Genomic DNA, 20,005 nt, shown 5'->3' with positions numbered 1-20,005 from the left:
CTTTTTAAAAATGTACATTCATTATAACATACCTTTCCGATAAGGATTATCGAATAACTTTTCAATCTGCGTTTTTTTTCTTATACTTGCATCAGAAAGGTTGCTGAAGACATATGAAAACCCTATTTATCGCTCTGATCAGAGGATATCAAAAATTCATCTCACCCTTGACGCCGCCAACATGCCGCTTTTATCCGACTTGCTCCCAATATGGAATCGAAGCGATTAAAACACATGGGGCTTTAAAAGGCAGCTTGCTGACAATCAAACGGATTTTGAAATGCCATCCGTTCCATCCGGGAGGAGTCGATCCCGTTCCTGAAAAGAAACGAAAACATTAAGCGTTATAGCCGTTTACGACAAGATCCAGTTTTCCTGTTTCAGGATCAATGACTAGACCATGGACAGGAACATTTTCCGGAAACAGCGGATGATGTTTAATGACTTTTACGCTGTCTTTCACACTTGCTTCCACTGAATCAAAGCTTTTAAACCATTGATCAAAGTCAACACCGGAATACTTTAATGTTTCGATGCGTTCTTCCGGAATTCCTCTTTCTTTGATTCTGTTAAGCATGCTTTCGCTGCTGATTTTGCTCATGCCGCAATCGTAATGCCCGATCACACATACCTCATCGGCGTTCAGCTCATACACTGCGACGAGCAAACTTCTCATGATGCTTCCGAATGGGTGTGTCACAAGCGCACCGGCACTTTTAATGATTTTCACATCACCGTTTCGCAGATTCATCGAATGCGGCAGCAATTCAACCAAACGAGTATCCATGCAAGAAAGAATCGCCATTTTTTTATCAGGAAATTTTGATGTTTGATACTTTTCGTATTCCTTTTTTTCAGTAAAAGTCTTGTTAAATTCAAGAATATCATTTAGCAGGCTCATAGCTAGTTGTATTCCTTCCTTGTCTTTTTTCTCTTCAATATATCACAGCATCTGTCTTTTCGTCATCTTATCAAAATGAAACTGGGTAAGAAAAAAAGACAAACCCTCAAGGTCTGCCTTATTTTCCCATATTATATCGTTTTTTGAACTGCTCGACTCTTCCGCCCTTTTCATTGAATTTCTGGCGCCCGGTATAAAACGGATGCGTGTCAGAGCTGACCTCTACTTTAATGACCGGATATGTGTTGCCGTCTTCCCACTCTGCTGTTTCATTAGATGTTTTAGTAGAGGTGCTGAGAAAACGGTAGCCGCTGTTGACATCCTGAAAGATGACTTTGTGGTTCTTTGGATGAATTCCTTCTTTCATGTGTATCTCCTTTCTTCAAATCGTAATAATTACGTTTTATTTTATATCCTCACAAACGTTTTGTCAATCTCCTTACATCCTTCCCTGCGTTTTCGCATTGTAAACCTCATTGCATTTAAGAATAGGAAGAATAATCTAACCGAGGAAGCAAATAATAAACCCAAAATACATACAGAACGTCTTTTTAGAAAGGTGGTTTACGATTGTGGATGATTTAGTTTTGGCCAGAAGCCTTTTTGGCACGACAATGGGCTTTCATATCATTTTCGCAACGCTTGGAGTGGGTCTGCCGCTCATGATTTTAGTGGCGGAATTGATTTATCAAAAAACGAAAGATGACCATTACGCGATCATGGCGAAAAGATGGACGAAAGCACAAGCCGTTTTGCTGGGGGTCGCCATACCGACCGGGACTATTGCGGGCACTCAGCTCGCGCTTTTATGGCCGGGTTTTATGGAAGTCATCGGCCGGGTCATGTCCCTGCCGTTTCAAATTGAAATCTACGCTTTTTTTGTTGAAGCCCTTTTCATGTCGATCTATGTATACGCCGCAGACCGCTTGTCACCGGCAATGAGGATTGTTGCCGTATTCTTTGTGTTAGTCGGGGCTGCAGCGTCGGCTGTTCTGATCACGAATGTCCATGCATTTGAAGGTACGCCGGCCGGTTTTAAAATTTTAAACGGGAAAATTACAGATGTTGATCCGTGGGCTGCGTTCTTCAATCCAAGCTTTTTTATCACCGCAGGCCATGTTGTTTTATCCGCATTTATGACGGGAGCGTTTATCGTTGCTTCTGTTGCTGCATATAAAATGATTCGGTCGAGAAAAAAGGAAAAGGTCTATCGCTTTCACCGGAAAGCCCTTTTGCTCGCACTGACGATCGGCGGTATTTTTTCACTGCTGACCGCTTTGAACGGGCACGAATCTGCACAAATGCTGTACGAATATCAGCCCGAAAAATTAGCCGGCGCCGAAGGCTTGTTTGAAACAAGATCTCACGCCCCTCTTGCTATCGGCGGTTTTACCGACCCGAATGAAGAGAAAGTAAAGTGGGCCATCGAGATTCCATGGGCGTTAAGTTTTCTGGCAGCGAACCGCTTTGATACTGTCGTAAAGGGATTAAATGCATTTCCTAGAGATGAGTGGCCGCCGCTCTTCATTCACACGCTGTTTAATGCGATGGTCGGTGTAGGAATGCTGCTTATCCTTTATTCCATTATCGGTGTGGTCTGGAAAAAGGTGCTCAAGAAAGACCGCTTCCCAACGTGGCTTTTGGTCATTTTCATGACAGCAGGCCCTTTTAGTCTCATCGGCATTGAATTCGGCTGGATTTTCGCCTGTACAGGGAGGCAGCCTTGGGTCATCTATCATCTCTTGAAAACGTCAGATGTCGTAACAACGACTGGCTCGATCGGGGTGCTCTTCTTATTTTTCACATTTGTTTACGCCGTATTAGGCGCAGCTGTCGTCTATGTGCTTCTGTACTATTTCCGCAAGCACCCGGTTGAAGAAGATTTAAATACAGCGGAGTCGTAATGGCTCCGCAAACAGGAAACCAAATGGAAGGAAGATCGACAAATGGACATCTCAACTGACGCTCTGATCGCCATCTCAATTATCTGGGGCTTTGTGTTTATTTACGCCGTCATGGCGACAATGGATTTTGGAGCGGGATTTTGGTCTATGATCTATTTAAATAAGGAGCGTATGAAGGCCACCGATATTGCGAACCGCTTTCTGTCCCCGACTTGGGAGGTCACAAACGTCTTTATTGTGGCCATCGTCGTGGCGCTTTTCAGCTTTTTTCCTGGCGCGACATTTGTGCTCGGAACCGTTTTATTAATTCCCGGCAGTATGATTTTACTGTTTTTAGCGATCCGAAGCGGATTTCTCGTTTTTTCAAACACAGCAAAAGAGCGGAAAATGCTAAGATATATTTCCGGCATCTCCGGCTTTATCATTCCTGCTATTTTAATTTTAGTGCTTCCTGTGACACATGGAGGGTTTATAGAAAAAACGGATGGAATCTACAACTTGAACATGTCTAAAATCTTTTCAAGCCCCAATGCCTATTCATTTATCGGATTTGCGATTTTAAGCACTTTGTTTTTGTCCTCACTGCTGCTTGCTGATTTTTCAAATGTGGCGGAGGAACAGGATGCGTACCGCGCCTACAGAAAAAGCGCCTTAATTACCGGCCCGATTTCACTCCTGTTTGCTGTATGCATTATGCTGACAATGCGGAATGAAGCAAACTGGCTGTACAGCGGAATGATGAATGATTTCTCTTGGATTATTGCATCATTCATTACATTTGTCATTGCGGGAATCGCTCTTTTTCTGCCTAACAAGAGCTTTGGCCAAAACATCGGAAAGCCGCGGCTTGCACTTGTTGCGATTGCGATCCAGTACTTTTTGGCAAGTTACGCGTACGGGCGGGCGCATCTCCCGTATATGATTTATCCCGATGTGACAGTCATGTCAGGCTTTACTGAGCCAGCAACGTTCAGAGCGCTGTTTGCCACGTATATCGTTGCATTTATCATTCTCTTTCCTGGCTTCTATTTCTTCTGGAAAATGTTTATGCGAGATAAACGGTATATCCGTCAGGAGGAATAGAGGGCAAGCCCACCGGCTATACTAAGCCAGAACCTTTATGAGGAGGGGATGGCATGGAGCAGAAAATTCTATGCGAAGTCAACAACTGTTCTTATTGGGGCAAAGGAAACAAATGCACCGCTGATGCCATTTATGTTGTCAGCCATACTGGTGAAACGGCTGAAAACAGCCAGGAAACGGACTGCAAAACGTTTAAGCCGCATGATTTGTAATCAAAAGAAAGAGCTGCATCAGCCAGCTCTTTCTTTTTGCATGTTCAGTGTTCTCAGCTTTTTAGTCACGACCCCGTTTGCAGGTGAAAACAAAAAGGCGCCAGCATAACATACACCTGTCATGGCCGCCATTGCTCCGGAAATCGAAACATTGAGCCACGTTGCGAAGAAATAGCCCATAACCGCCGACAGCCCTCCAATCACCGCACTGATAATCAGCATATAAAGCAGCCGGTCTGTCAGCAAATGAGCCGCAGCAGGCGGGACAATCAGCATGGCTACAACCAATACAGCACCAACCGAATCAAAAGAAGCAACGGTGGTCAGCGACAGCATGCCCATTTGCACATAATGAATCAGCAAAACCGGTATTCCTAGAGCTAAAGCCATTTGCGGGTCAAACGAAGCGATTTTGAACTCCTTATAGCACACACTGATCAACAATACATTTAAAACCAAAACAGATGCCAGCATCCAAAACGCTTTCGGCCCAATATCAATTCCGAATACCGTCATCGTATTCCACGGCACAAAAGCGATTTCTCCCATTAACGAGTGCTCAATATCAAGATGAACATTCGCTCCGTACACAGAAAGCAAAATGACACCGACCGCAAATAAGGATGTAAAAACAACCCCTATGGCGGCATCTGATTGAACCCCCTTGCTGTGGAGAAGCTGAACCAAAAATGCCGTTAACAGTCCAGATACAGCCGCGCCGATAAACATAGGAATCCCATCAAGACTTCCTGTCACAAGAAAAGCACCGACAATGCCAAGCAACACTGTATGGCTGATCGCGTCGGCCAGCATCGCCATTTTTCTTAACACGAGAAATGTGCCAATCAACGCGCAGCTTACACCGACTAATACACCGGTCGCTATAATCCATGCTTCAAAACTCATTTACGATCTGTCCCTTCTCGGCATCGGGGGCCGTCTTCTGAAGCTCAGGCATCCGGCCATACAGCTTTAAGAGTGAAAAAAGCCGCGCTCTTGTTTCCCCAGGCAAACGATCCGGGTCAAAATGATCCTGGTCAATTTCTATATTCGCAAGCTCCATTTCGTGCATCAGGTACATTTCATACATCCGATGCTTCAAAGCCATGTGATAGCCTTTTTCTATCCCAGTGCGTGTCATTTGCCAAATCCCATTTTCAACACGCACGATGCACTTCTCTTTTTCCAAGTCATTCAATACCTTATGGAATAATGAAGGGGATAGCCGCCTTTTTTTCCTTACATTTTCAGCTGTTACATAAAGATCGTTCTTTTCATACTGCTCATAAATCGTCAGCAGCACCTGCTCCCGGCTTGTTTTGCGCCGCAGCCTGATCAGCCTTATTGCTTTTGCAGCCAATCCCCGCTTAGGCGCGCAAATCATTGAAAATAAAAAGATCATCGTTGCTGATAAGATCATCAATGGTCCTGTCGCCATTCCCTTCATCGTCGTGCTCAGCAAGGTTCCAGCCACGCCGCTGACCCCGCCTGTGACCCCGGCAATGACTATCATTCCGGTTAATCGTTCGGTCCAATACCTTGCAGCTATGGCAGGCGTAATCAGCATAGCCGCCATTAATATTACACCAACTGTCTGAAGCCCGATGACGACAGCACAGACGATAAGGCAAGCCAAAAGCCCGTTTAAAAAACGCACCGGCAGTCCCAATCCCTTTGCAAACGCGAGATCGAAAGTTATCAACGTAAACTCCTTAAAGAAAACCATGGAAAGGAGTAATAGAACAGCAGATATTCCGGCAATCAAAATGATATCCGCCCTGACCAACGAAGCGGCCTGGCCGAACAAAAAAGAATCAAGCCCGCTTTGGCTTCCCGTTCCCTGCTGCTGAATATATGTCAGCAGTATGATCCCGACGCCAAAAAACACAGAGAGAACAATCCCGATTGCAGAATCCTCTTTTGTTTTTGAAAGCCGCGGAATCAGTTGAATACACCACGTTCCGAGCAGCCCGGCAAGCGCTGCCCCCAGCAAAAAGAAAGACAGTGATTTTTGCCCGGTTAACAAAAAAGCGAGACACACTCCCGGCAGAGCTGAGTGGGCCATCGCATCACCAATTAAACTTTGCTTTCTCAGCAGCACAAAACTGCCCAAAACACCGCTTGCCGCCCCGAGCAAAAGCGTACCCGCCAGCACCCACTGTGTATTCGGATGCTGGAGCTGCAGCCACAAACTTTCAAACAATGCGCTCACCCCTTATGTCCTTCTGCCAGCACTTTATCTTTTAGAAACGTCAGCCTTCCTCCATACGTTTTTTGCAGGTTTTCGATCGTAAAAACGTTTTCCGCCGGTCCGAAAGCGATTATTCTTAGATGAAGCAGTAGGATCCAATCAAAATAATCCTCGGCGGTCTGCAGGTCATGGTGGACGACAAGCACTGTTTTTCCTTTTTCTTTGAGTTCCGCTAAAAGCGTCATAATTGCCCGCTCCGTCGCTGCATCAACGCCGGCAAACGGTTCATCCATAAAATAAATGTCGGCGTCCTGGCATAGCGCCCGGGCAAGAAACACCCGCTGCTGCTGGCCTCCTGACAGCTGGCTGATCTGCCTTTTCGCATAATCAAGCATCCCGACTTTTTCTAAAGCAGCCTTCGCCATATCCACATCGGCTTTTTTGGGCCTTTTCAATAAACCGATACGGCCATACCTTCCCATCAGCACCACATCGAGCGCGTTTGTGGGAAAATCCCAGTCAACCGAGCCGCGCTGCGGTACGTATCCGATTCTTGTCCGCTGATCTTTATAGTCTTTGCCGTAAATAGAGATGTCTCCTGAAGCGCAGGGCACAAGACCGAGAATGGTTTTGATCAAGGTTGATTTTCCCGCGCCGTTTGGACCGATAATGCCAATCAGTTTTCCTTCAGGCACCTGCAGCGAAATTTCCTGCAGAACAGGCTTTTTATGATAAGCGACCGTCACATTATCAAGCTCAACAGGGAACATACCTTCACCTCTTTTCTTTATTTAAGCGCTTTAGTAATTGTGTTGATATTGTGGCGGAACATTCCTTCGTAGGTGCCTTCTTTTGTGCCCTTTTCGCCCATGGCATCCGAATAGAGCTGACCGCCGATTGTGACTGTATGGCCTTTTTCTTTAGCCCCCTCCACCACCGCATTTATTGATTTTTCAGATACGCTGCTTTCTACAAAAACAGCTTTTATTTGTTTTTCTGTCAGGAGATCGACCAGCTCCTGAACATCCTTCAATCCGTAATCCGAATCTGTGCTGAGTCCTTGCAGGCCTTCCACCTGAAAACCATACTCTTTTCCAAAATACGCAAAGGCATCGTGAGCTGTAACAAGCACACGGCTTTTCTCCGGAATATGTGCGATCTCCTGACGCGACCACTTATCTAAATATTGCAAATCTTCTTTGTACTCTTTGGCATTTTTCTTAAAATCATCCGCATGCTCAGGCATCGCTTTGCTGAATTGCGCTTCGATTTCATCCACTGCATAGATCCATAGCGGAATGCTAAACCAAACGTGCGGATCAAACGTCTTGCCTTCTCCGGCAGAAATAAGCTTGCTTTTAGGTATGGCCTCAGCGACAGCCGCTGTTTGTTTTTGTTCGCCTATTTTTTGGAGAACGTCCTCCATTTTCCCTTCCAAATGCAATCCGCTGTACAACACAACATCGGCTGACATTAATTTTTTCGTATCACCTTGTGATGCTTTGTAAAGATGCGGATCAACCCCCGGTCCCATTAAAGAGGTGACTTTTACATGCTTCCCTCCAATGTTTTCGGCTGCATTGGCAACTTGGGATGTTGTTGCCGTTACCTGTAACCGGTGATCGGCGCTTTTTCCAGCTGAATCCGTACCACATCCCGTTAAAGCAAAGCAGGCAAAAAGCATTGCTGCCATCAGTCCCTGTTTCATATATTCCCTCCTCTTTGCCACCAATGTCTGATTGTATTATCTTATGTTTTTATTTCTTAGACATGTGACATTAAATTAGCTAAAAGCATATTTTATTTATATAGGACAAAAAGTTTCCCTTGTGCAAAAATATCGCGTTTGTCCACATTTGTCAAGCAACAATTGCATAAAAAAACCGGCTGGGTTAGCAGCCGGTCCAAACGAGAAGGAATGTATTCAATGAACGCTTTTACTATAACAGCACACTGACATTCTCTCAAAATGGCAAAATGCTTTTTTCTTATCCATGCTGTGTGAAAACATCCATTTTGGTCACATATTTTCTCATAATGTCCTGATTCACTTCAACCCCTAAACCAGGCTGTTTCGACACAGATATAAATCCATTATCAATACGGATATCAGGGGTTACAATATCTTCATCCCAATAACGCGAAGATGATGAAATATCACCAGGTATTGTGAATTGCGGCAGTGAAGCAAGCGCCACGTTTTGGGCTCGGGAAATGCCTGTTTCCAGCATTCCGCCGCACCAAACCTGCATATGATGCTCTCTGCATAAATCATGAATTTTTAAGGCTTCTGTTAAACCGCCGACACGTGAAGGTTTAATATTAATGATTTTGCAGCTTCCGAGCTCAATCGCCCGTCTTGCATCATCAGCTGAACAAATGCTTTCATCAAGGCAAATGGCCGTGTTTAAATGTTTCTGCAAGTGGCGGTGGTCAACGATGTCATCAGCTTGGAGCGGCTGCTCAATCATCATTAAATGGTACTCGTCAAGCTCCTTTAAGCGGCTGATATCCTTCAGCTCATAGGAGGAATTAGCATCGGCCATGAGCGGGATGTTTGGGAATCGGCTGCGAATGGCCTTGACCAATTCCACATCCTGCCCCGGCTGAATTTTTATTTTTATTCTTTGATATCCTTCTTTTTGATAGCTCTCAATTTCCTTCAGCATATCGTCAAGAGGCGCCAGGCCGACAACAACCCCAGCAGGCACTTTATCTCTTGTCCCGCCCAATGCCTCGGCGAGGGGTATGCCCTTCTTTTTCGCATAGATATCCCAGACGGCCGATTCAAGTCCTGCTTTTGCCATCCGATTTCCTTTATAGCGCGCGAGACTGTCCGGCACGTCGGAAGGGTGATTGAATTCACGTCCCACAACATTGGGAATAAAAAAATCCTTTAACATGTGCAAACATGTTCCAATGGTTTCCTCGGTGTACCAAGGCGAAGAGAACGCAGACACTTCTCCCCAGCCTGTGACACCGGATGTATCAATAGCTTCCACGATCAGAAATTTACGCTCCTGAAGCGTTTCAATACTGTTTTTGAATGGTTTCTTTAAATTCATGCTCAAATGGTAAAGCGTAATTTTCTCTATTTCGATCATAGCAGTTCTCCTTTACGCGCATCCTTCAGCTGATTTCGCATGAGCTTATTAGACGCATTGCGCGGCAGGCTGTCCAGTACAAAGAATTTTGCCGGAATTTTATACTTCGCCAAGCGTTCTTTGCAGTAGGCGGTCAATTCTTCTGCGCTCACAGGCTTGTGAAGGACAAGATAGGCGTGGGGCACTTTCCCCCATTTTTTGTCCTCTGCCCCTGAAACACCGGCTTCGGCTACAGAAGGGTGTGAAAGCAGCACTGACTCCACTTCAGCTGGATAAATGTTTTCTCCGCCTGATATGATCAAATCTGAACGTCTGTCCAGTACATATAAAAAGCCTTCGCTGTCCAAATACCCAAGATCACCTGTTTTCAGCCAGCCATTTTGAAAGGAGGCTTCGTTTGCGCTCTCCCGGTTAAAATAGCTTTTCATCACATTCGGGCCTTTGACCATGATTTCACCGTGTTCAAACGGTTCACACACCTGTCCGTCCCGCTCTATTTTGATTTCGCATGAAAACAGCGGTTTACCTGCAGATCCGAGCTTTTCCATACTGAATTCCGGCGCCAGGGTAACAATTTGTGAGCATGTCTCTGTCATTCCGTATGACTGAAAAACAGGGAATCCTTTCTCACGGCACTCCTCCAGTAATGGCAGCGGTGCAGGACCTCCGCCGAGCAGAATGCACCTGATGGATTCAGGACAGCGGCTTGTTTCTTCCAAAAGACTGGCCAGCATTGTCTGCACCGCAGATATCATTGTCACTTGATACCTGTTGATAGAATCCAGCACATCGCTTACTGAAAAACGCTGGTGAAGCACGACAGTCATTCCATAGATCACAGATTTAAATAGCGCGGACAATCCACTTATGTGAAAGAGCGGCAATGCGATAAGCCAGCGGTCTTGTTCTGTTATACCCAAATTAAGCGCGGATGACACCGCACTGAAATAATGGTTTCCGAACGTTTGCTGAACTCCCTTGGGCTTGCCAGTCGTACCCGACGTATACATCAGCGTTGCCGTTTGATCCAATTGCATATAAGCTTGGATCTCAATTTCCTCTGCGGCTTCTTTCATCAGTTCGTCCACATCAATGGTTTGAACGGTTTGCTCATAATCTTGCTTGTCAACGTTTGAATCTGTCAGTAAAAAGCGGGCGCCGGAATCCTTCAGTTGAAACAGCCTTTCATGTGTTGACAGCTTCGTATTCAGAAGCACCGCCTTAACACCAAGCAAAAAACAAGCATGAACGGCGTATACCATTTCTGCACGGTTTTGGAGCAAAATAGCCGCAGTATCTCCTTTCCGAACCGAATGAGCAGCAAGCTGCGCCGCCATTCGCTTAGACGCAGCAAACAATTCTGCAAAGGTCACGGTTTGGTCTCCATAGATGAGAGCGATTCTCTCAGGTGTCAGCTGTGCCCGCTGCATGAGCCAGTTAGGCTGTTCTGTCAGCATGTCATCATCTCCGAGGTAAAATGTCTGTATTGAAAAGAAAACAGCTTGGACCGCAAAGTCTCAAGCTGTTTGTTTACTAAGTATTGCTGATCACGGGAAACGAGGGAACTGTCCGAAATCAGGTTTGCGTTTTTCCTTAAAGGAATCACGGCCTTCTTTTGCTTCATCAGTTGTGTAGTAAAGAAGGGTGGCATCCCCTGCAAACTGCTGAATTCCAGCAAGTCCGTCTGTGTCCGCGTTAAACGCAGCTTTAAGAAAACGAAGTGCGGTTGGGCTTTTTTCAAGCATTTCTTCACACCATTTAATCGTTTCTTCTTCAAGTTGTTCCAAAGGAACGACTGTGTTGACAAGACCCATGTCAAGCGCTTCCTGTGCGTTGTACTGACGGCACAGATACCAGATTTCACGGGCTTTTTTATGTCCTACGATTCGAGCCAGGTAGCCAGAACCATAACCAGCGTCAAAGCTTCCCACTTTAGGGCCTGTTTGTCCGAAAATCGCGTTGTCGGCAGCGATTGTCAAGTCACATACGATGTGAAGCACATGGCCTCCGCCGATCGCATACCCGGACACCATTGCGACAACCGGTTTTGGAATGACACGGATTAAACGCTGAAGATCCAGTACATTTAGACGCGGAATCTGGTCGTCTCCTACATATCCGCCGTGGCCGCGCACTTTTTGGTCTCCGCCTGAACAAAATGCTTTGTCTCCGGCACCGGCAAGCACGATAACTCCAACGTTTTGATCGTCTCTCGCGTCAGCAAACGCATCAATCATTTCAGCAACCGTTTTAGGGGTAAACGCGTTATGTACCTCAGGGCGGTTGATTGTTATTTTTGCAATACCATTATACGTTTCGTACAATATTTCATCGTATGTCCGTTTTGTTTTCCATTCTGCAGCCATATGATGACCTCCTTTTATTCTCTATGTGAGTGTGTCAGATGCTTGTCAAAAACTCACTCACTATTTTACCAAAAAATCGCGGTTGTTCCACATGGACCGTATGGCCGGCTTTTGGAACAATCTCTATTCTACTAGATGGAAGCTTCTTATGCACCTCTTGATTGATGGCGCAAAACTTTTCGTCCCATTCTCCGCAGATCAGAAGCACGGGTACGGCTATTTCTTCTACACGGTTCCACAAGGACGGCTGTGAACCAGTGCCCATACCCGTTAAACTATTTGCAAGCCCAATCTTATTGTTTCGCAGACGGCCAGACCGTATCCTGTGCCGAATATCTTCACCCAGCCGCTGCTGGGATGAAAACAAAGGGATGTTCTCCCAATACTGCACAAAAGCATTGATCCCATCACTCAAAATAAAATCAGCAAGCTTCCGGTCCCGCATGATCCGGTCCCGCCGTTCCTCAAGCGTTTTAAGCCCCGGTGTTGTGCTTTCAAGCACAAGTGCCGATACCCGTTCGGGATATGCCGTCGCAAAAGAATAAGCAAGCCTGCCTCCCATAGAATACCCAATCAATTTCACCTTGTGAAGTTTTAATTGATCAAAAATCTCGGCAAGGTCAGAAACTTGCCGGCTTGTGCTGTATCTTTTCCCATTCAGTGGGGCATCGGTTTCACCATGCCCTAAACAATCAATTTTGATCAACCGGAAATCAGGCAGCAGTCCATCAAGAAAAGTCCATGATTGTTTGCTGCCGGTAAACCCGTGCAGGCAGACGACGGCTTCGGAAGCATTCGGCCGCTCGTCTGTCACAGCATATTGGACACCATCTGAAACAGCTATGTTTACAGTTCCCATTGTTTTTTCACTTCCCGCACAGCCTCATTAAGCATATCGCGATGGAGCTGAACTCTCGATTGGCGATCCGTTTTGATTTCTATCAAATGTAGCCCGGGCTTGTCTGCCTGCGGTGCGTAAGCTGCTTTGAATTCATCCCACGAGGCAGGACATGAATATGTTCCGCCGTATAGTGCAGCCGCATGCTTGAAATCGAGCCCTGTCGGCGTGCCGAACAAATCTTCAAAGTGTGTCTTGTCAGAAGCCTGCGGCAAAAATGAGAAAATCCCTCCGCCGTCATTATTCACGAGAATAACAGTAAGAGGAATGCCCAGCTTTTTGGCAGCCAGCAGTCCGTTTAAATCGTGATAAAAAGATAAATCTCCAATCACGAGGGTAACAGGTGCTTTTGTTCCTTCACATACCCCCATGGCAGAGGAGACGACACCGTCTATCCCGTTTGCGCCCCTGTTTGAATAAATCCGAAAATTGCGTTCCTGCTTTTCAAAAAACGTATCAACATCCCTGATCGGCATACTGTTACCGACAAACAGAGAACTGTCTTCAGGCACAAGATGCTGAAGGATTCGATAGAGATTGCCTTCAAACGAAACCTCTTTACTGCTGATTGTTTGCAGATGCGCACGGAACCGTTCATTGACAAACTGCCACTTTTCCAGCCATTCTGATGATCTGGTCATATCAGCATGTTCCGCTATGATTGCTTCAGCAAAAGCAGATGCATTGCAGTGAATCATATGCGCGCTTGCCTGTGTGGGATCTCTCCATCCTCCATCCTCGTCAATCACAATCTGCTGAATTGCCGGAGCATCTCTGAGCCATAAGAAAACCGGTTTTGAAACAGGCATCGGTCCAAAACGGATGACAACATCAGGACGAAGTTTCGACTTAAGCTCATCATCTTTTAAAAATGAATCATACGCATCAATGACCGTGCTTTTATCATGAACACCGTTTCGCAGATTAGACAGCGGATCCGCTAAAATCGGATACTTAAGCGCCTTTGACAACTCAATAATGTTTTCCTTATCCGCATCACTATGGAGCTCTCCGCAGACGATCATTCCTTTTTCAGCCTCTGCCAGCATTGCAGCCATCTCAGAAAGGGATTCGCGGTCAACAGACTGCGTACCCATTTTCACAGAAACGTGACGCCCTGTTCTCATTCTTCCAAACGGTTCATCTGAAAGATCCGGCATCAGCGGTTCACGCAGCGGCACATTCACATGCACAGGTCCCATTGGGCGCTTTTGTGCTTCCCCGGCGGCGCGGCCGGCCAGCGTTCGAATATATCTCAGCATTTGCGGAGACTCTTCAGGAAGAGCAGAGTCTGTGAAAAACTTAACAAAGTTACCGAATAAGAAGTGCTGATTAATAGCCTGCGGTGCGCCTACTTCGCGCAGCTCGTGAGGCCGATCAGCAGTTAACACAATAATGGGCACTCTTGAATAATGGGCTTCAATCACAGCCGGATAAAAGTTGGCCGCGGCTGTTCCTGATGTACAGATCAAAAGCACGGGACGCTGCTTCGCTTTTGCCAGCCCTAAAGCAAAAAATCCGGCAGATCTTTCATCTATTTGGACATGAATGCTGATATCGGGATGCGCAGCTGCAAGAATAGCCAGCGGTGTGGATCTTGAGCCCGGACAAACGACGGCATCCGTAATCCCGGAAAGGGCGAATTCATCAATAAAACTTCCAATATAATGAGTAATTGGGTTGGCTGTCAACGCCTCTCACCTCCTAATGCAGAGATCATAGGCTTCAATTTAATCTGTGTTTCCTCATATTCCGATTGCGGGTCTGAGTCTTCCACAATGCCGCATCCGGCAAACAGCCTTGCTGTACTGCCCTCGATCAGTCCGGAACGGATGGCCACTGCGAATTCCCCGTTATCCTGGCTGTCAATCCAGCCGATAGGTGCCGCATACCAGCCGCGGGACAGCGGTTCGATATCTCTGATCACTTCAACAGCTTTTTTCTGAGGCGCTCCCCCAAGCGCCGGTGTGGGATGCAGTTTCTCAATTAAGTCAAAAAGCGAAGCAGACTCACGAAGCTGCCCGACAATCGGCGTAAATAAATGCTGAACGCTTTTCGTTTTGTACAATACAGGTCCATCAGGCTTTTCAACCTCCGAACAGCTTGATACAAAAGCGTTATGAATCATGCCTACAACAATATCGTGCTCCAGCAGATTTTTCTCATCGTTTAATAACTCAAGGCCTATGCGGCGATCTTCTTCTTCATTCGTGCCGCGTTTAATGGAGCCTGCCAGACAAGAAGACATAACAGTGCTGCCGTCTCTTTTGATCAGTCTTTCCGGAGACGCGCCGACAAAGGTTTTTCCTTCCTGTTCGATTGCAAAAACATAGCTTGTCTGCTGATCGTTCAGAAGTGTTTTAAGAACCGGTTCAATTTGGACCGGGCCGTCAAACATGAGCAGCAGCTCTCGGGCAAGAACCACCTTATTATATTGTTTCTCTTTAATTTGCTTTGTTGCCGTTTCGATTGCTTTCAGCCAATCATCCTTATCCAGCTCTTGAGCTGCTGCAATCACAGCCTGATCTTCTTGATTTAAGTCGGAAACCATAAATTCGGCTGCAAAAGCCTTCAAACCTTCCAACACTGCCTCTGCATCTTCCTCTTCGCTTACCCATCTGTTGACTGTTAAGAACGGGCCTTCGGCAGTCATCGTAAGCATAAGCGCAGGCACAAAGAAATCCCCTTCCGAGAAATGGTTCCATTGTGTACCTTTTTCTTCGCAAGGGTCAAAAGAAAATCCTCCGAATAACACTGGTCCCACTGCAGAATGCTGCAGCTTTTCTTCTTCATAAATATGAAAAGCCGTCTTTTTAAAGCGCTCCCATTGTTTAGAAACCTCGCGATACCGCTCGCTGTTTTTTTGATTTGTCTGGAAAACCGCTTCTTTGCCAAGACCGACTATTGTCAATTCACTTTCAGGATCTGACCAAAAAAATCGATTGCCTGTATATTTTTTTGCTCCGTAATTGAAAAATGATAGAGGGTCAAGAGACTCGATTTGTCTCGAATAGCTTATTAAGACAGCATGGTTGACTTCTTTGGCTTTATGTAATGCATGTAGAACTTCCTTTCGGAACGTACGCTGCACCGTTGTCACCATGAGACATTCCTCCATAATCCTTAAAATGCTTTTAATACCATACACCTGTGTCTCCTTTGTGTCAAACACACAGATCATGCAGTCCAAATGGCCTGCCTTACCTATTATAAACCTAATTTCAGAAATGAAAAAGAAACAAACCTTAAATTATTTTCTCCACTGATAGCAAAGGTTGTATCCGCTTACCATATAAGGGAAATCTCCTATATTTCTCCACAGGCCATTTATGAAAGTTCTCAGACGATCTGTTCATACTAAAGGTATGCATCACAGAGAAACGAGGCGATCACATTGCTTACAAAAGACCAGCTGCAACATTTAAAACATGAACTGGAACAAACAAAAGAAGATATCTTAAACCGTTTCAAAGACAATGACCATTTTCAGCTTAACTCAGCCTTTCCTTATGATTCAATGGGTGAGCTTTCAGCTTATGATAACCACCCCGGAGATCATGCAACCGAACTTTACGAGCGTGAAAAAGACATCGCTCTCGACTTACATGAGCGGGAGCATCTCCGGGACATTGAGCATTCATTGAAAGCGATTGAAAACGGTACGTACGGTATTTGTGAAGTCAGCGGAAAGGAAATCCCTTATGACCGTCTTGAAGCGCTTCCAACTGCCACGACGCTCGCAGAATATTCGTCACAGGATGTCGTTTCCAAAGACCGTCCGATCGAAGAAGAAACACCTTTCGGACAATTTGAATTTGACGATGATGAAGAAATCAGAGCGCCCTATGACAGTGAAGATTCCTACCAGGACGTCGAAAAATACGGAAACTCGCAAACACCTCAGGATATGGAAAACCCTCCGCTCAGCTATGATGATATGACGATGAATGCCGAAGAAAATATTGGCAATACAGAGTCGTACGAAAATTTCATCGCAACAGATATCACAGGCAAAGAAATTACAGTTTATCAAAGCAGAGCTCATGAGCGCTATGAGGAAGAACTCGATGAAGAGGGAATCATGACAACATTCGGCGATCTCCACGCTGATTGAACCCCCGCTTATTGGGGGTTCTTTTACGTTTTCAGCATCTCGGTAATCAGCTTCAGATAATCCTTTTGCAGTCCGATGTCATACCGTTTGCCCTCCAGCAATTTCCCATAAACATCGCATGCCCCAAGTGAAGCTTTAATCGCATCCGTTAGCTGCACTTCTCCTCCGGCATCAGCTTCTGATGTCTCCAGCTTCTCAAAAATATCCGGTGTAAAAATATAACGTCCTGCTGCGGCAAAATGAGAAGGCGGGTTTTGTTTAGGCTTTTCCACAATATCCTGAATGCGATAAAGCCCTTTTTCAACAGCCTCTCCTTTTATCACACCGTAATGGTGCAAATTCTCCGTTTTTGTTTCTTTTAAGCCGATCACACTGCACTGATATTTTGTATGCGCTTCAATCAACTGACCCAAAGCCGGCTGATTAGCAGTAAAGATCAGATCATCGGGTAAAACGACGGCAAAGGATTCTCCGCCTGCAAATTGTTTTCCCAAAGAAATCGCGTCGCCAAGACCTTTTGCATAAGGCTGCCGCACATAATGAATCCGTATATCCGGAATCTGATGTTCACTGAGTAAATGCAGTTTATGCCGGGAGGCCAGAAAAGCTTCAAGCGCCAAAGAGGAATCAAAATAGTCGACTATCAAATTTTTTTGGCTTGATACAACCATTAAAATATCTTCAATGCCTGACTCCTTCAGCTCTTCAACAATATAGTGAATCACAGGCTTAGATCCTACCGGAAACATCTCTTTCGGAATCACCTTCGTCACCGGCAGATTCCTCGTTCCGAATCCGCCGGCAGGAATGATCGCTTTTTTTATCATGTTATTTTCCCCTCAGCTCATGTTTATTACATGATATTCCAAGAGCGCCCCCCGATGTTTGTACATCCGAAATTAGGCGGATGCAACTGGGCAGAAAGCGGAATCACGAACCAGCCCTTTTTTAATAGGATATTGATATATGACCAGTAATCTTGTAAAGGAGCTCAGGTGATGAAAATTTGTGTAATTGGCGCCGGATATGTCGGTTTAACCCTATCAGCGGCACTGGCATCCATTGGGCATGACATGATATGCACAGACAAAGACGTCAAAAAAATCGAGCAGCTAAAAAATGGAGACATTCCCTTTTACGAGCCTGGGCTTTCAGATGCACTACATCATTGCGGCAATCTCTCGTTTTCTTCTGAAGTGAAATCGAGCATGGAGGAATGCCCCGTCATTTTTATCGCAGTCGGAACCCCTCCACGTTCGGACGGATCAGCAGATACGAAGGCACTGGAATCCGTCATCAGCGATTTGAGCCAGGCAATCGGATCGTATAAAACCATCATTACGAAAAGCACTGTTCCGCCCGGGACAAATGAAAAAATAGCAAAACAGCTGATTGCCTCCGGAGTGTCCGAAAACTTGTTTAACATCGTATCCAATCCGGAGTTTCTGCGGGAAGGCAACGCCTTGTATGACATGCTGCATCCTGACAAAACAGTCATCGGTGTTCAGGAAGGAGATCACGTATCAGCAGCAATCATCAAATCCATTTACAAACACATTGACACCCCTTATATCATTACAAGCTTAGCAGGAGCAGAGCTCATCAAATATGCCAATAACTTCTTCTTAGCAGCGAAAATTTCATTCATTAACGAAATGGCCCGCATATGTGAAGCCTATCAATCAGATATCTCAGATATTTCCCGCGCCATCGGGCTAGACCCGAGAATCGGAGCACACTTTTTACAGGCCGGCATCGGATTCGGCGGCTCTTGTTTTCCAAAGGATCTGCAGGCGCTGCAATTTGCTGCTCAAGAAAAAAACACGGAGACCTACCTGCTGCAAGCTGTGCAGCACATCAATGACACCCAACTCGGCCTGTATATCAAAAAAATAAAGTCATTCTTCGATACACTTCACGGCAAAAAAGCTGCTGTACTCGGCATTTCCTTCAAACCGCATACCGATGACATCAGGAATTCTCAAGCCGTCAGGCTGATGGAAAGGCTGACAGAGCTGGGATGCCATGTTCATGCATATGATCCGGAAGCTGTTCTTCCAGAACATTTGCGGCAACTGGTGACTCAGCAATCTCAAGCTATTGATGCAATAACAGAGAGTGATTTTTTATTTTTGGCAACAGAATGGCCTGAATTTTTAGCATTAGATTGGAAAAAGGCTGCAAGCATCATGAGAGGGCGTCTTGTGATCGACGGGCGCAACGTACTGAAAAAAGAACTTCTCGAGGACTGCGGCCTAATCTGCACAGGAGTTGGTCGCCCATGAAAATACTTGTTACAGGTGCAGCGGGATTTATCGGCTCTCATCTCTGCGAAGAATTGCTGAAGGATAAGACACTTGACATTATCGGAATCGACGACTTTATTGGTCCGACTCCATTTTCTTTAAAATTCAAAAACCTTGAAGCCCTGCTGCCAGAAAAACGATTTACGTTCATAAAGGAAAATCTGCTGACAGCAGATCTTTCCCCCTTGCTGGATGGAGTGGATATCATCTTCCATTTGGCAGCCATACCAGGTGTCCGTTCAAGCTGGGGCGATCATTTCCACCCATATGCCGCACATAATATACAAGCGCTCCAGAGGCTCCTTGAGGCCTGCCGGGAACATCCGATTAAAACATTCGTCTTTGCTTCCACCTCTTCAGTCTATGGCGATAAACAAGGGAAGGTCAGTGAAGACGCGGCGCTTTCCCCTTTATCTCCGTACGGCGTCACAAAGCTTACGGGAGAAAAGCTTTGCCATGTGTATCAACATAGCTTTGGCATTCCGATTGTGATTCTCCGATTCTTTACCGTATACGGGCCGAGACAGCGGCCGGACATGGCTTTTCACCGGCTTATCAAGCAGCACCTTCAGCAAAAGCCGCTCACCATCTTCGGTGATGGGCAGCAGTCAAGAGATTTCACCTATATCGGCGACTGTGTTAAAGGCATCACCGCTGTTCTTGGGAATCCCCATCTTATTGGTGAAACGGTGAATATCGGCGGCGCAGAGCGTGCCTCAGTCTTAAAGGTTGTCTCCCTCATTGAAGACATTTCCGGTAAAAAAGCAACACTGCACTTTTCGGATAAAATAGCAGGGGAACCAAGCAAAACGTGGGCGGATATTTCAAAAGCAAAACAGCTCTTACATTACGATCCCGCCACGTCCTTAAAGGATGGCTTGGCCAACGAAATCGCCTATTTAACGTCGCTGTATCAGGGGGAATGA

The 20,005-nt window shown here is 45.8% G+C and carries 20 protein-coding genes; 7 read left to right on the top strand and 13 right to left on the bottom strand.

The window, feature by feature from the left end; translation table 11 throughout:
• The first annotated feature begins 113 nt into the window (after positions 1-113).
• Complete coding sequence (yidD, locus tag AC4CV5_RS10625) at positions 114-341, top strand: membrane protein insertion efficiency factor YidD (RefSeq protein ID WP_222143388.1); 228 nt, start codon at positions 114-116, stop codon at positions 339-341.
• On the opposite strand, the gene AC4CV5_RS10620 is transcribed toward yidD, so the two are convergent.
• Positions 338-901, bottom strand: a complete 564-nt coding sequence (locus tag AC4CV5_RS10620) for a beta-class carbonic anhydrase (protein ID WP_166849337.1) — start codon at positions 899-901, stop codon at positions 338-340. The genes yidD and AC4CV5_RS10620 overlap by 4 nt on opposite strands.
• A 118-nt stretch (positions 902-1,019) precedes the next feature.
• Positions 1,020-1,268, bottom strand: a complete 249-nt coding sequence (locus AC4CV5_RS10615) for a type B 50S ribosomal protein L31 (RefSeq protein ID WP_003219346.1) — start codon at positions 1,266-1,268, stop codon at positions 1,020-1,022.
• A 205-nt stretch (positions 1,269-1,473) separates the two neighbouring features.
• Between AC4CV5_RS10615 and AC4CV5_RS10610 the strand changes: the two genes are divergently transcribed.
• From AC4CV5_RS10610 to AC4CV5_RS10600, 3 genes are read left to right on the top strand one after another with little or no spacing between them, the layout of a single operon-like run.
• The gene (locus AC4CV5_RS10610; RefSeq protein WP_248602123.1) at positions 1,474-2,805 is read left to right on the top strand and encodes a cytochrome ubiquinol oxidase subunit I; all 1,332 of its coding nucleotides are present in this window, start codon (positions 1,474-1,476) and stop codon (positions 2,803-2,805) included.
• A gap of 42 nt (positions 2,806-2,847) precedes the next feature.
• Positions 2,848-3,888, top strand: coding sequence for a cytochrome d ubiquinol oxidase subunit II (locus AC4CV5_RS10605; RefSeq protein WP_248602124.1), 1,041 nt, complete (start codon positions 2,848-2,850; stop codon positions 3,886-3,888).
• Between the two features lie 53 nt (positions 3,889-3,941).
• The gene (locus AC4CV5_RS10600; RefSeq protein WP_003219337.1) at positions 3,942-4,100 is read left to right on the top strand and encodes a DUF1540 domain-containing protein; all 159 of its coding nucleotides are present in this window, start codon (positions 3,942-3,944) and stop codon (positions 4,098-4,100) included.
• Positions 4,101-4,118: 18 nt separating this feature from the next.
• Here AC4CV5_RS10600 and mntD read toward each other — a convergent pair whose 3' ends face one another.
• The 10 genes from mntD to AC4CV5_RS10550 form a co-directional block, all read right to left on the bottom strand.
• Positions 4,119-5,006, bottom strand: a complete 888-nt coding sequence (mntD, locus tag AC4CV5_RS10595; protein ID WP_490922728.1) for a manganese ABC transporter permease MntD — start codon at positions 5,004-5,006, stop codon at positions 4,119-4,121.
• Positions 4,996-6,303 (bottom strand): iron chelate uptake ABC transporter family permease subunit, encoded by a 1,308-nt coding sequence (locus AC4CV5_RS10590; protein ID WP_373923835.1) that lies wholly within the window; start codon positions 6,301-6,303, stop codon positions 4,996-4,998. The genes mntD and AC4CV5_RS10590 overlap by 11 nt, the downstream gene beginning before the upstream one ends.
• A gap of 5 nt (positions 6,304-6,308) precedes the next feature.
• The gene (mntB, locus tag AC4CV5_RS10585) at positions 6,309-7,061 is read right to left on the bottom strand and encodes a manganese ABC transporter ATP-binding protein MntB (protein WP_222143392.1); all 753 of its coding nucleotides are present in this window, start codon (positions 7,059-7,061) and stop codon (positions 6,309-6,311) included.
• A gap of 17 nt (positions 7,062-7,078) precedes the next feature.
• On the bottom strand, positions 7,079-7,999 hold the full coding sequence (gene mntA / locus AC4CV5_RS10580; protein WP_166849318.1) for a manganese ABC transporter substrate-binding protein/adhesin MntA: 921 nt from the start codon (positions 7,997-7,999) through the stop codon (positions 7,079-7,081).
• A 280-nt stretch (positions 8,000-8,279) separates the two neighbouring features.
• Positions 8,280-9,395: an o-succinylbenzoate synthase gene (menC, locus tag AC4CV5_RS10575; protein WP_326221168.1), complete on the bottom strand. Its 1,116-nt coding sequence runs from the start codon at positions 9,393-9,395 to the stop codon at positions 8,280-8,282.
• A complete protein-coding gene (locus tag AC4CV5_RS10570; RefSeq protein ID WP_166849312.1) occupies positions 9,392-10,852 on the bottom strand; it encodes an o-succinylbenzoate--CoA ligase in 1,461 nt (486 codons plus the stop codon). The genes menC and AC4CV5_RS10570 overlap by 4 nt, the downstream gene beginning before the upstream one ends.
• A gap of 90 nt (positions 10,853-10,942) precedes the next feature.
• Positions 10,943-11,761, bottom strand: coding sequence for a 1,4-dihydroxy-2-naphthoyl-CoA synthase (gene menB, locus AC4CV5_RS10565; RefSeq protein WP_003219322.1), 819 nt, complete (start codon positions 11,759-11,761; stop codon positions 10,943-10,945).
• 34 nt (positions 11,762-11,795) lie between these two features.
• Positions 11,796-12,620 (bottom strand): 2-succinyl-6-hydroxy-2,4-cyclohexadiene-1-carboxylate synthase, encoded by an 825-nt coding sequence (gene menH / locus AC4CV5_RS10560; protein WP_166849309.1) that lies wholly within the window; start codon positions 12,618-12,620, stop codon positions 11,796-11,798.
• Complete coding sequence (gene menD, locus AC4CV5_RS10555) at positions 12,608-14,350, bottom strand: 2-succinyl-5-enolpyruvyl-6-hydroxy-3-cyclohexene-1-carboxylic-acid synthase (protein ID WP_490922726.1); 1,743 nt, start codon at positions 14,348-14,350, stop codon at positions 12,608-12,610. The genes menH and menD overlap by 13 nt, the downstream gene beginning before the upstream one ends.
• A complete protein-coding gene (locus tag AC4CV5_RS10550) occupies positions 14,347-15,762 on the bottom strand; it encodes an isochorismate synthase (RefSeq protein ID WP_490922725.1) in 1,416 nt (471 codons plus the stop codon). Before AC4CV5_RS10550 ends, menD begins: the two co-directional genes overlap by 4 nt.
• A 291-nt stretch (positions 15,763-16,053) precedes the next feature.
• On the opposite strand from AC4CV5_RS10550, the gene AC4CV5_RS10545 reads away from it, so the two are divergent.
• The gene (locus tag AC4CV5_RS10545; RefSeq protein ID WP_166849299.1) at positions 16,054-16,773 is read left to right on the top strand and encodes a yteA family sporulation protein; all 720 of its coding nucleotides are present in this window, start codon (positions 16,054-16,056) and stop codon (positions 16,771-16,773) included.
• 23 nt (positions 16,774-16,796) lie between these two features.
• Here AC4CV5_RS10545 and AC4CV5_RS10540 read toward each other — a convergent pair whose 3' ends face one another.
• Complete coding sequence (locus tag AC4CV5_RS10540; RefSeq protein ID WP_222143397.1) at positions 16,797-17,600, bottom strand: UTP--glucose-1-phosphate uridylyltransferase; 804 nt, start codon at positions 17,598-17,600, stop codon at positions 16,797-16,799.
• A gap of 171 nt (positions 17,601-17,771) precedes the next feature.
• Here AC4CV5_RS10540 and AC4CV5_RS10535 point away from each other — a divergent pair, with 171 nt between their 5' ends.
• Both AC4CV5_RS10535 and AC4CV5_RS10530 read left to right on the top strand, forming a co-directional pair.
• Complete coding sequence (locus tag AC4CV5_RS10535) at positions 17,772-19,058, top strand: UDP-glucose dehydrogenase family protein (RefSeq protein ID WP_166849294.1); 1,287 nt, start codon at positions 17,772-17,774, stop codon at positions 19,056-19,058.
• Positions 19,055-20,005: an NAD-dependent epimerase/dehydratase family protein gene (locus AC4CV5_RS10530; protein WP_222143398.1), complete on the top strand. Its 951-nt coding sequence runs from the start codon at positions 19,055-19,057 to the stop codon at positions 20,003-20,005. Before AC4CV5_RS10535 ends, AC4CV5_RS10530 begins: the two co-directional genes overlap by 4 nt.

The organism is Bacillus sp. NS1 (assembly GCF_058248265.1).
This window is presented reverse-complemented; position numbering and strand designations above follow the sequence as displayed.

Bases quoted from the DNA above. Each gene is read 5' to 3' on its own strand.
- AC4CV5_RS10605 (WP_248602124.1), top strand. From the start codon at position 2,848: ATGGACATCTCAACTGACGCTCTGATCGCCATCTCAATTATCTGGGGC.
- AC4CV5_RS10530 (WP_222143398.1), top strand. From the start codon at position 19,055: ATGAAAATACTTGTTACAGGTGCAGCGGGATTTATCGGCTCTCATCTC.
- AC4CV5_RS10620 (WP_166849337.1), bottom strand. From the start codon at position 901: ATGAGCCTGCTAAATGATATTCTTGAATTTAACAAGACTTTTACTGAA.
- AC4CV5_RS10615 (WP_003219346.1), bottom strand. From the start codon at position 1,268: ATGAAAGAAGGAATTCATCCAAAGAACCACAAAGTCATCTTTCAGGAT.
- mntB (WP_222143392.1), bottom strand. From the start codon at position 7,061: ATGTTCCCTGTTGAGCTTGATAATGTGACGGTCGCTTATCATAAAAAG.
- AC4CV5_RS10540 (WP_222143397.1), bottom strand. From the start codon at position 17,600: ATGATAAAAAAAGCGATCATTCCTGCCGGCGGATTCGGAACGAGGAAT.
- mntA (WP_166849318.1), bottom strand. From the start codon at position 7,999: ATGAAACAGGGACTGATGGCAGCAATGCTTTTTGCCTGCTTTGCTTTA.
- AC4CV5_RS10550 (WP_490922725.1), bottom strand. From the start codon at position 15,762: ATGGTGACAACGGTGCAGCGTACGTTCCGAAAGGAAGTTCTACATGCA.
- AC4CV5_RS10600 (WP_003219337.1), top strand. From the start codon at position 3,942: ATGGAGCAGAAAATTCTATGCGAAGTCAACAACTGTTCTTATTGGGGC.
- menC (WP_326221168.1), bottom strand. From the start codon at position 9,395: ATGATCGAAATAGAGAAAATTACGCTTTACCATTTGAGCATGAATTTA.
- AC4CV5_RS10570 (WP_166849312.1), bottom strand. From the start codon at position 10,852: ATGCTGACAGAACAGCCTAACTGGCTCATGCAGCGGGCACAGCTGACA.
- mntD (WP_490922728.1), bottom strand. From the start codon at position 5,006: ATGAGTTTTGAAGCATGGATTATAGCGACCGGTGTATTAGTCGGTGTA.
- yidD (WP_222143388.1), top strand. From the start codon at position 114: ATGAAAACCCTATTTATCGCTCTGATCAGAGGATATCAAAAATTCATC.
- menB (WP_003219322.1), bottom strand. From the start codon at position 11,761: ATGGCTGCAGAATGGAAAACAAAACGGACATACGATGAAATATTGTAC.
- AC4CV5_RS10535 (WP_166849294.1), top strand. From the start codon at position 17,772: ATGAAAATTTGTGTAATTGGCGCCGGATATGTCGGTTTAACCCTATCA.
- menH (WP_166849309.1), bottom strand. From the start codon at position 12,620: ATGGGAACTGTAAACATAGCTGTTTCAGATGGTGTCCAATATGCTGTG.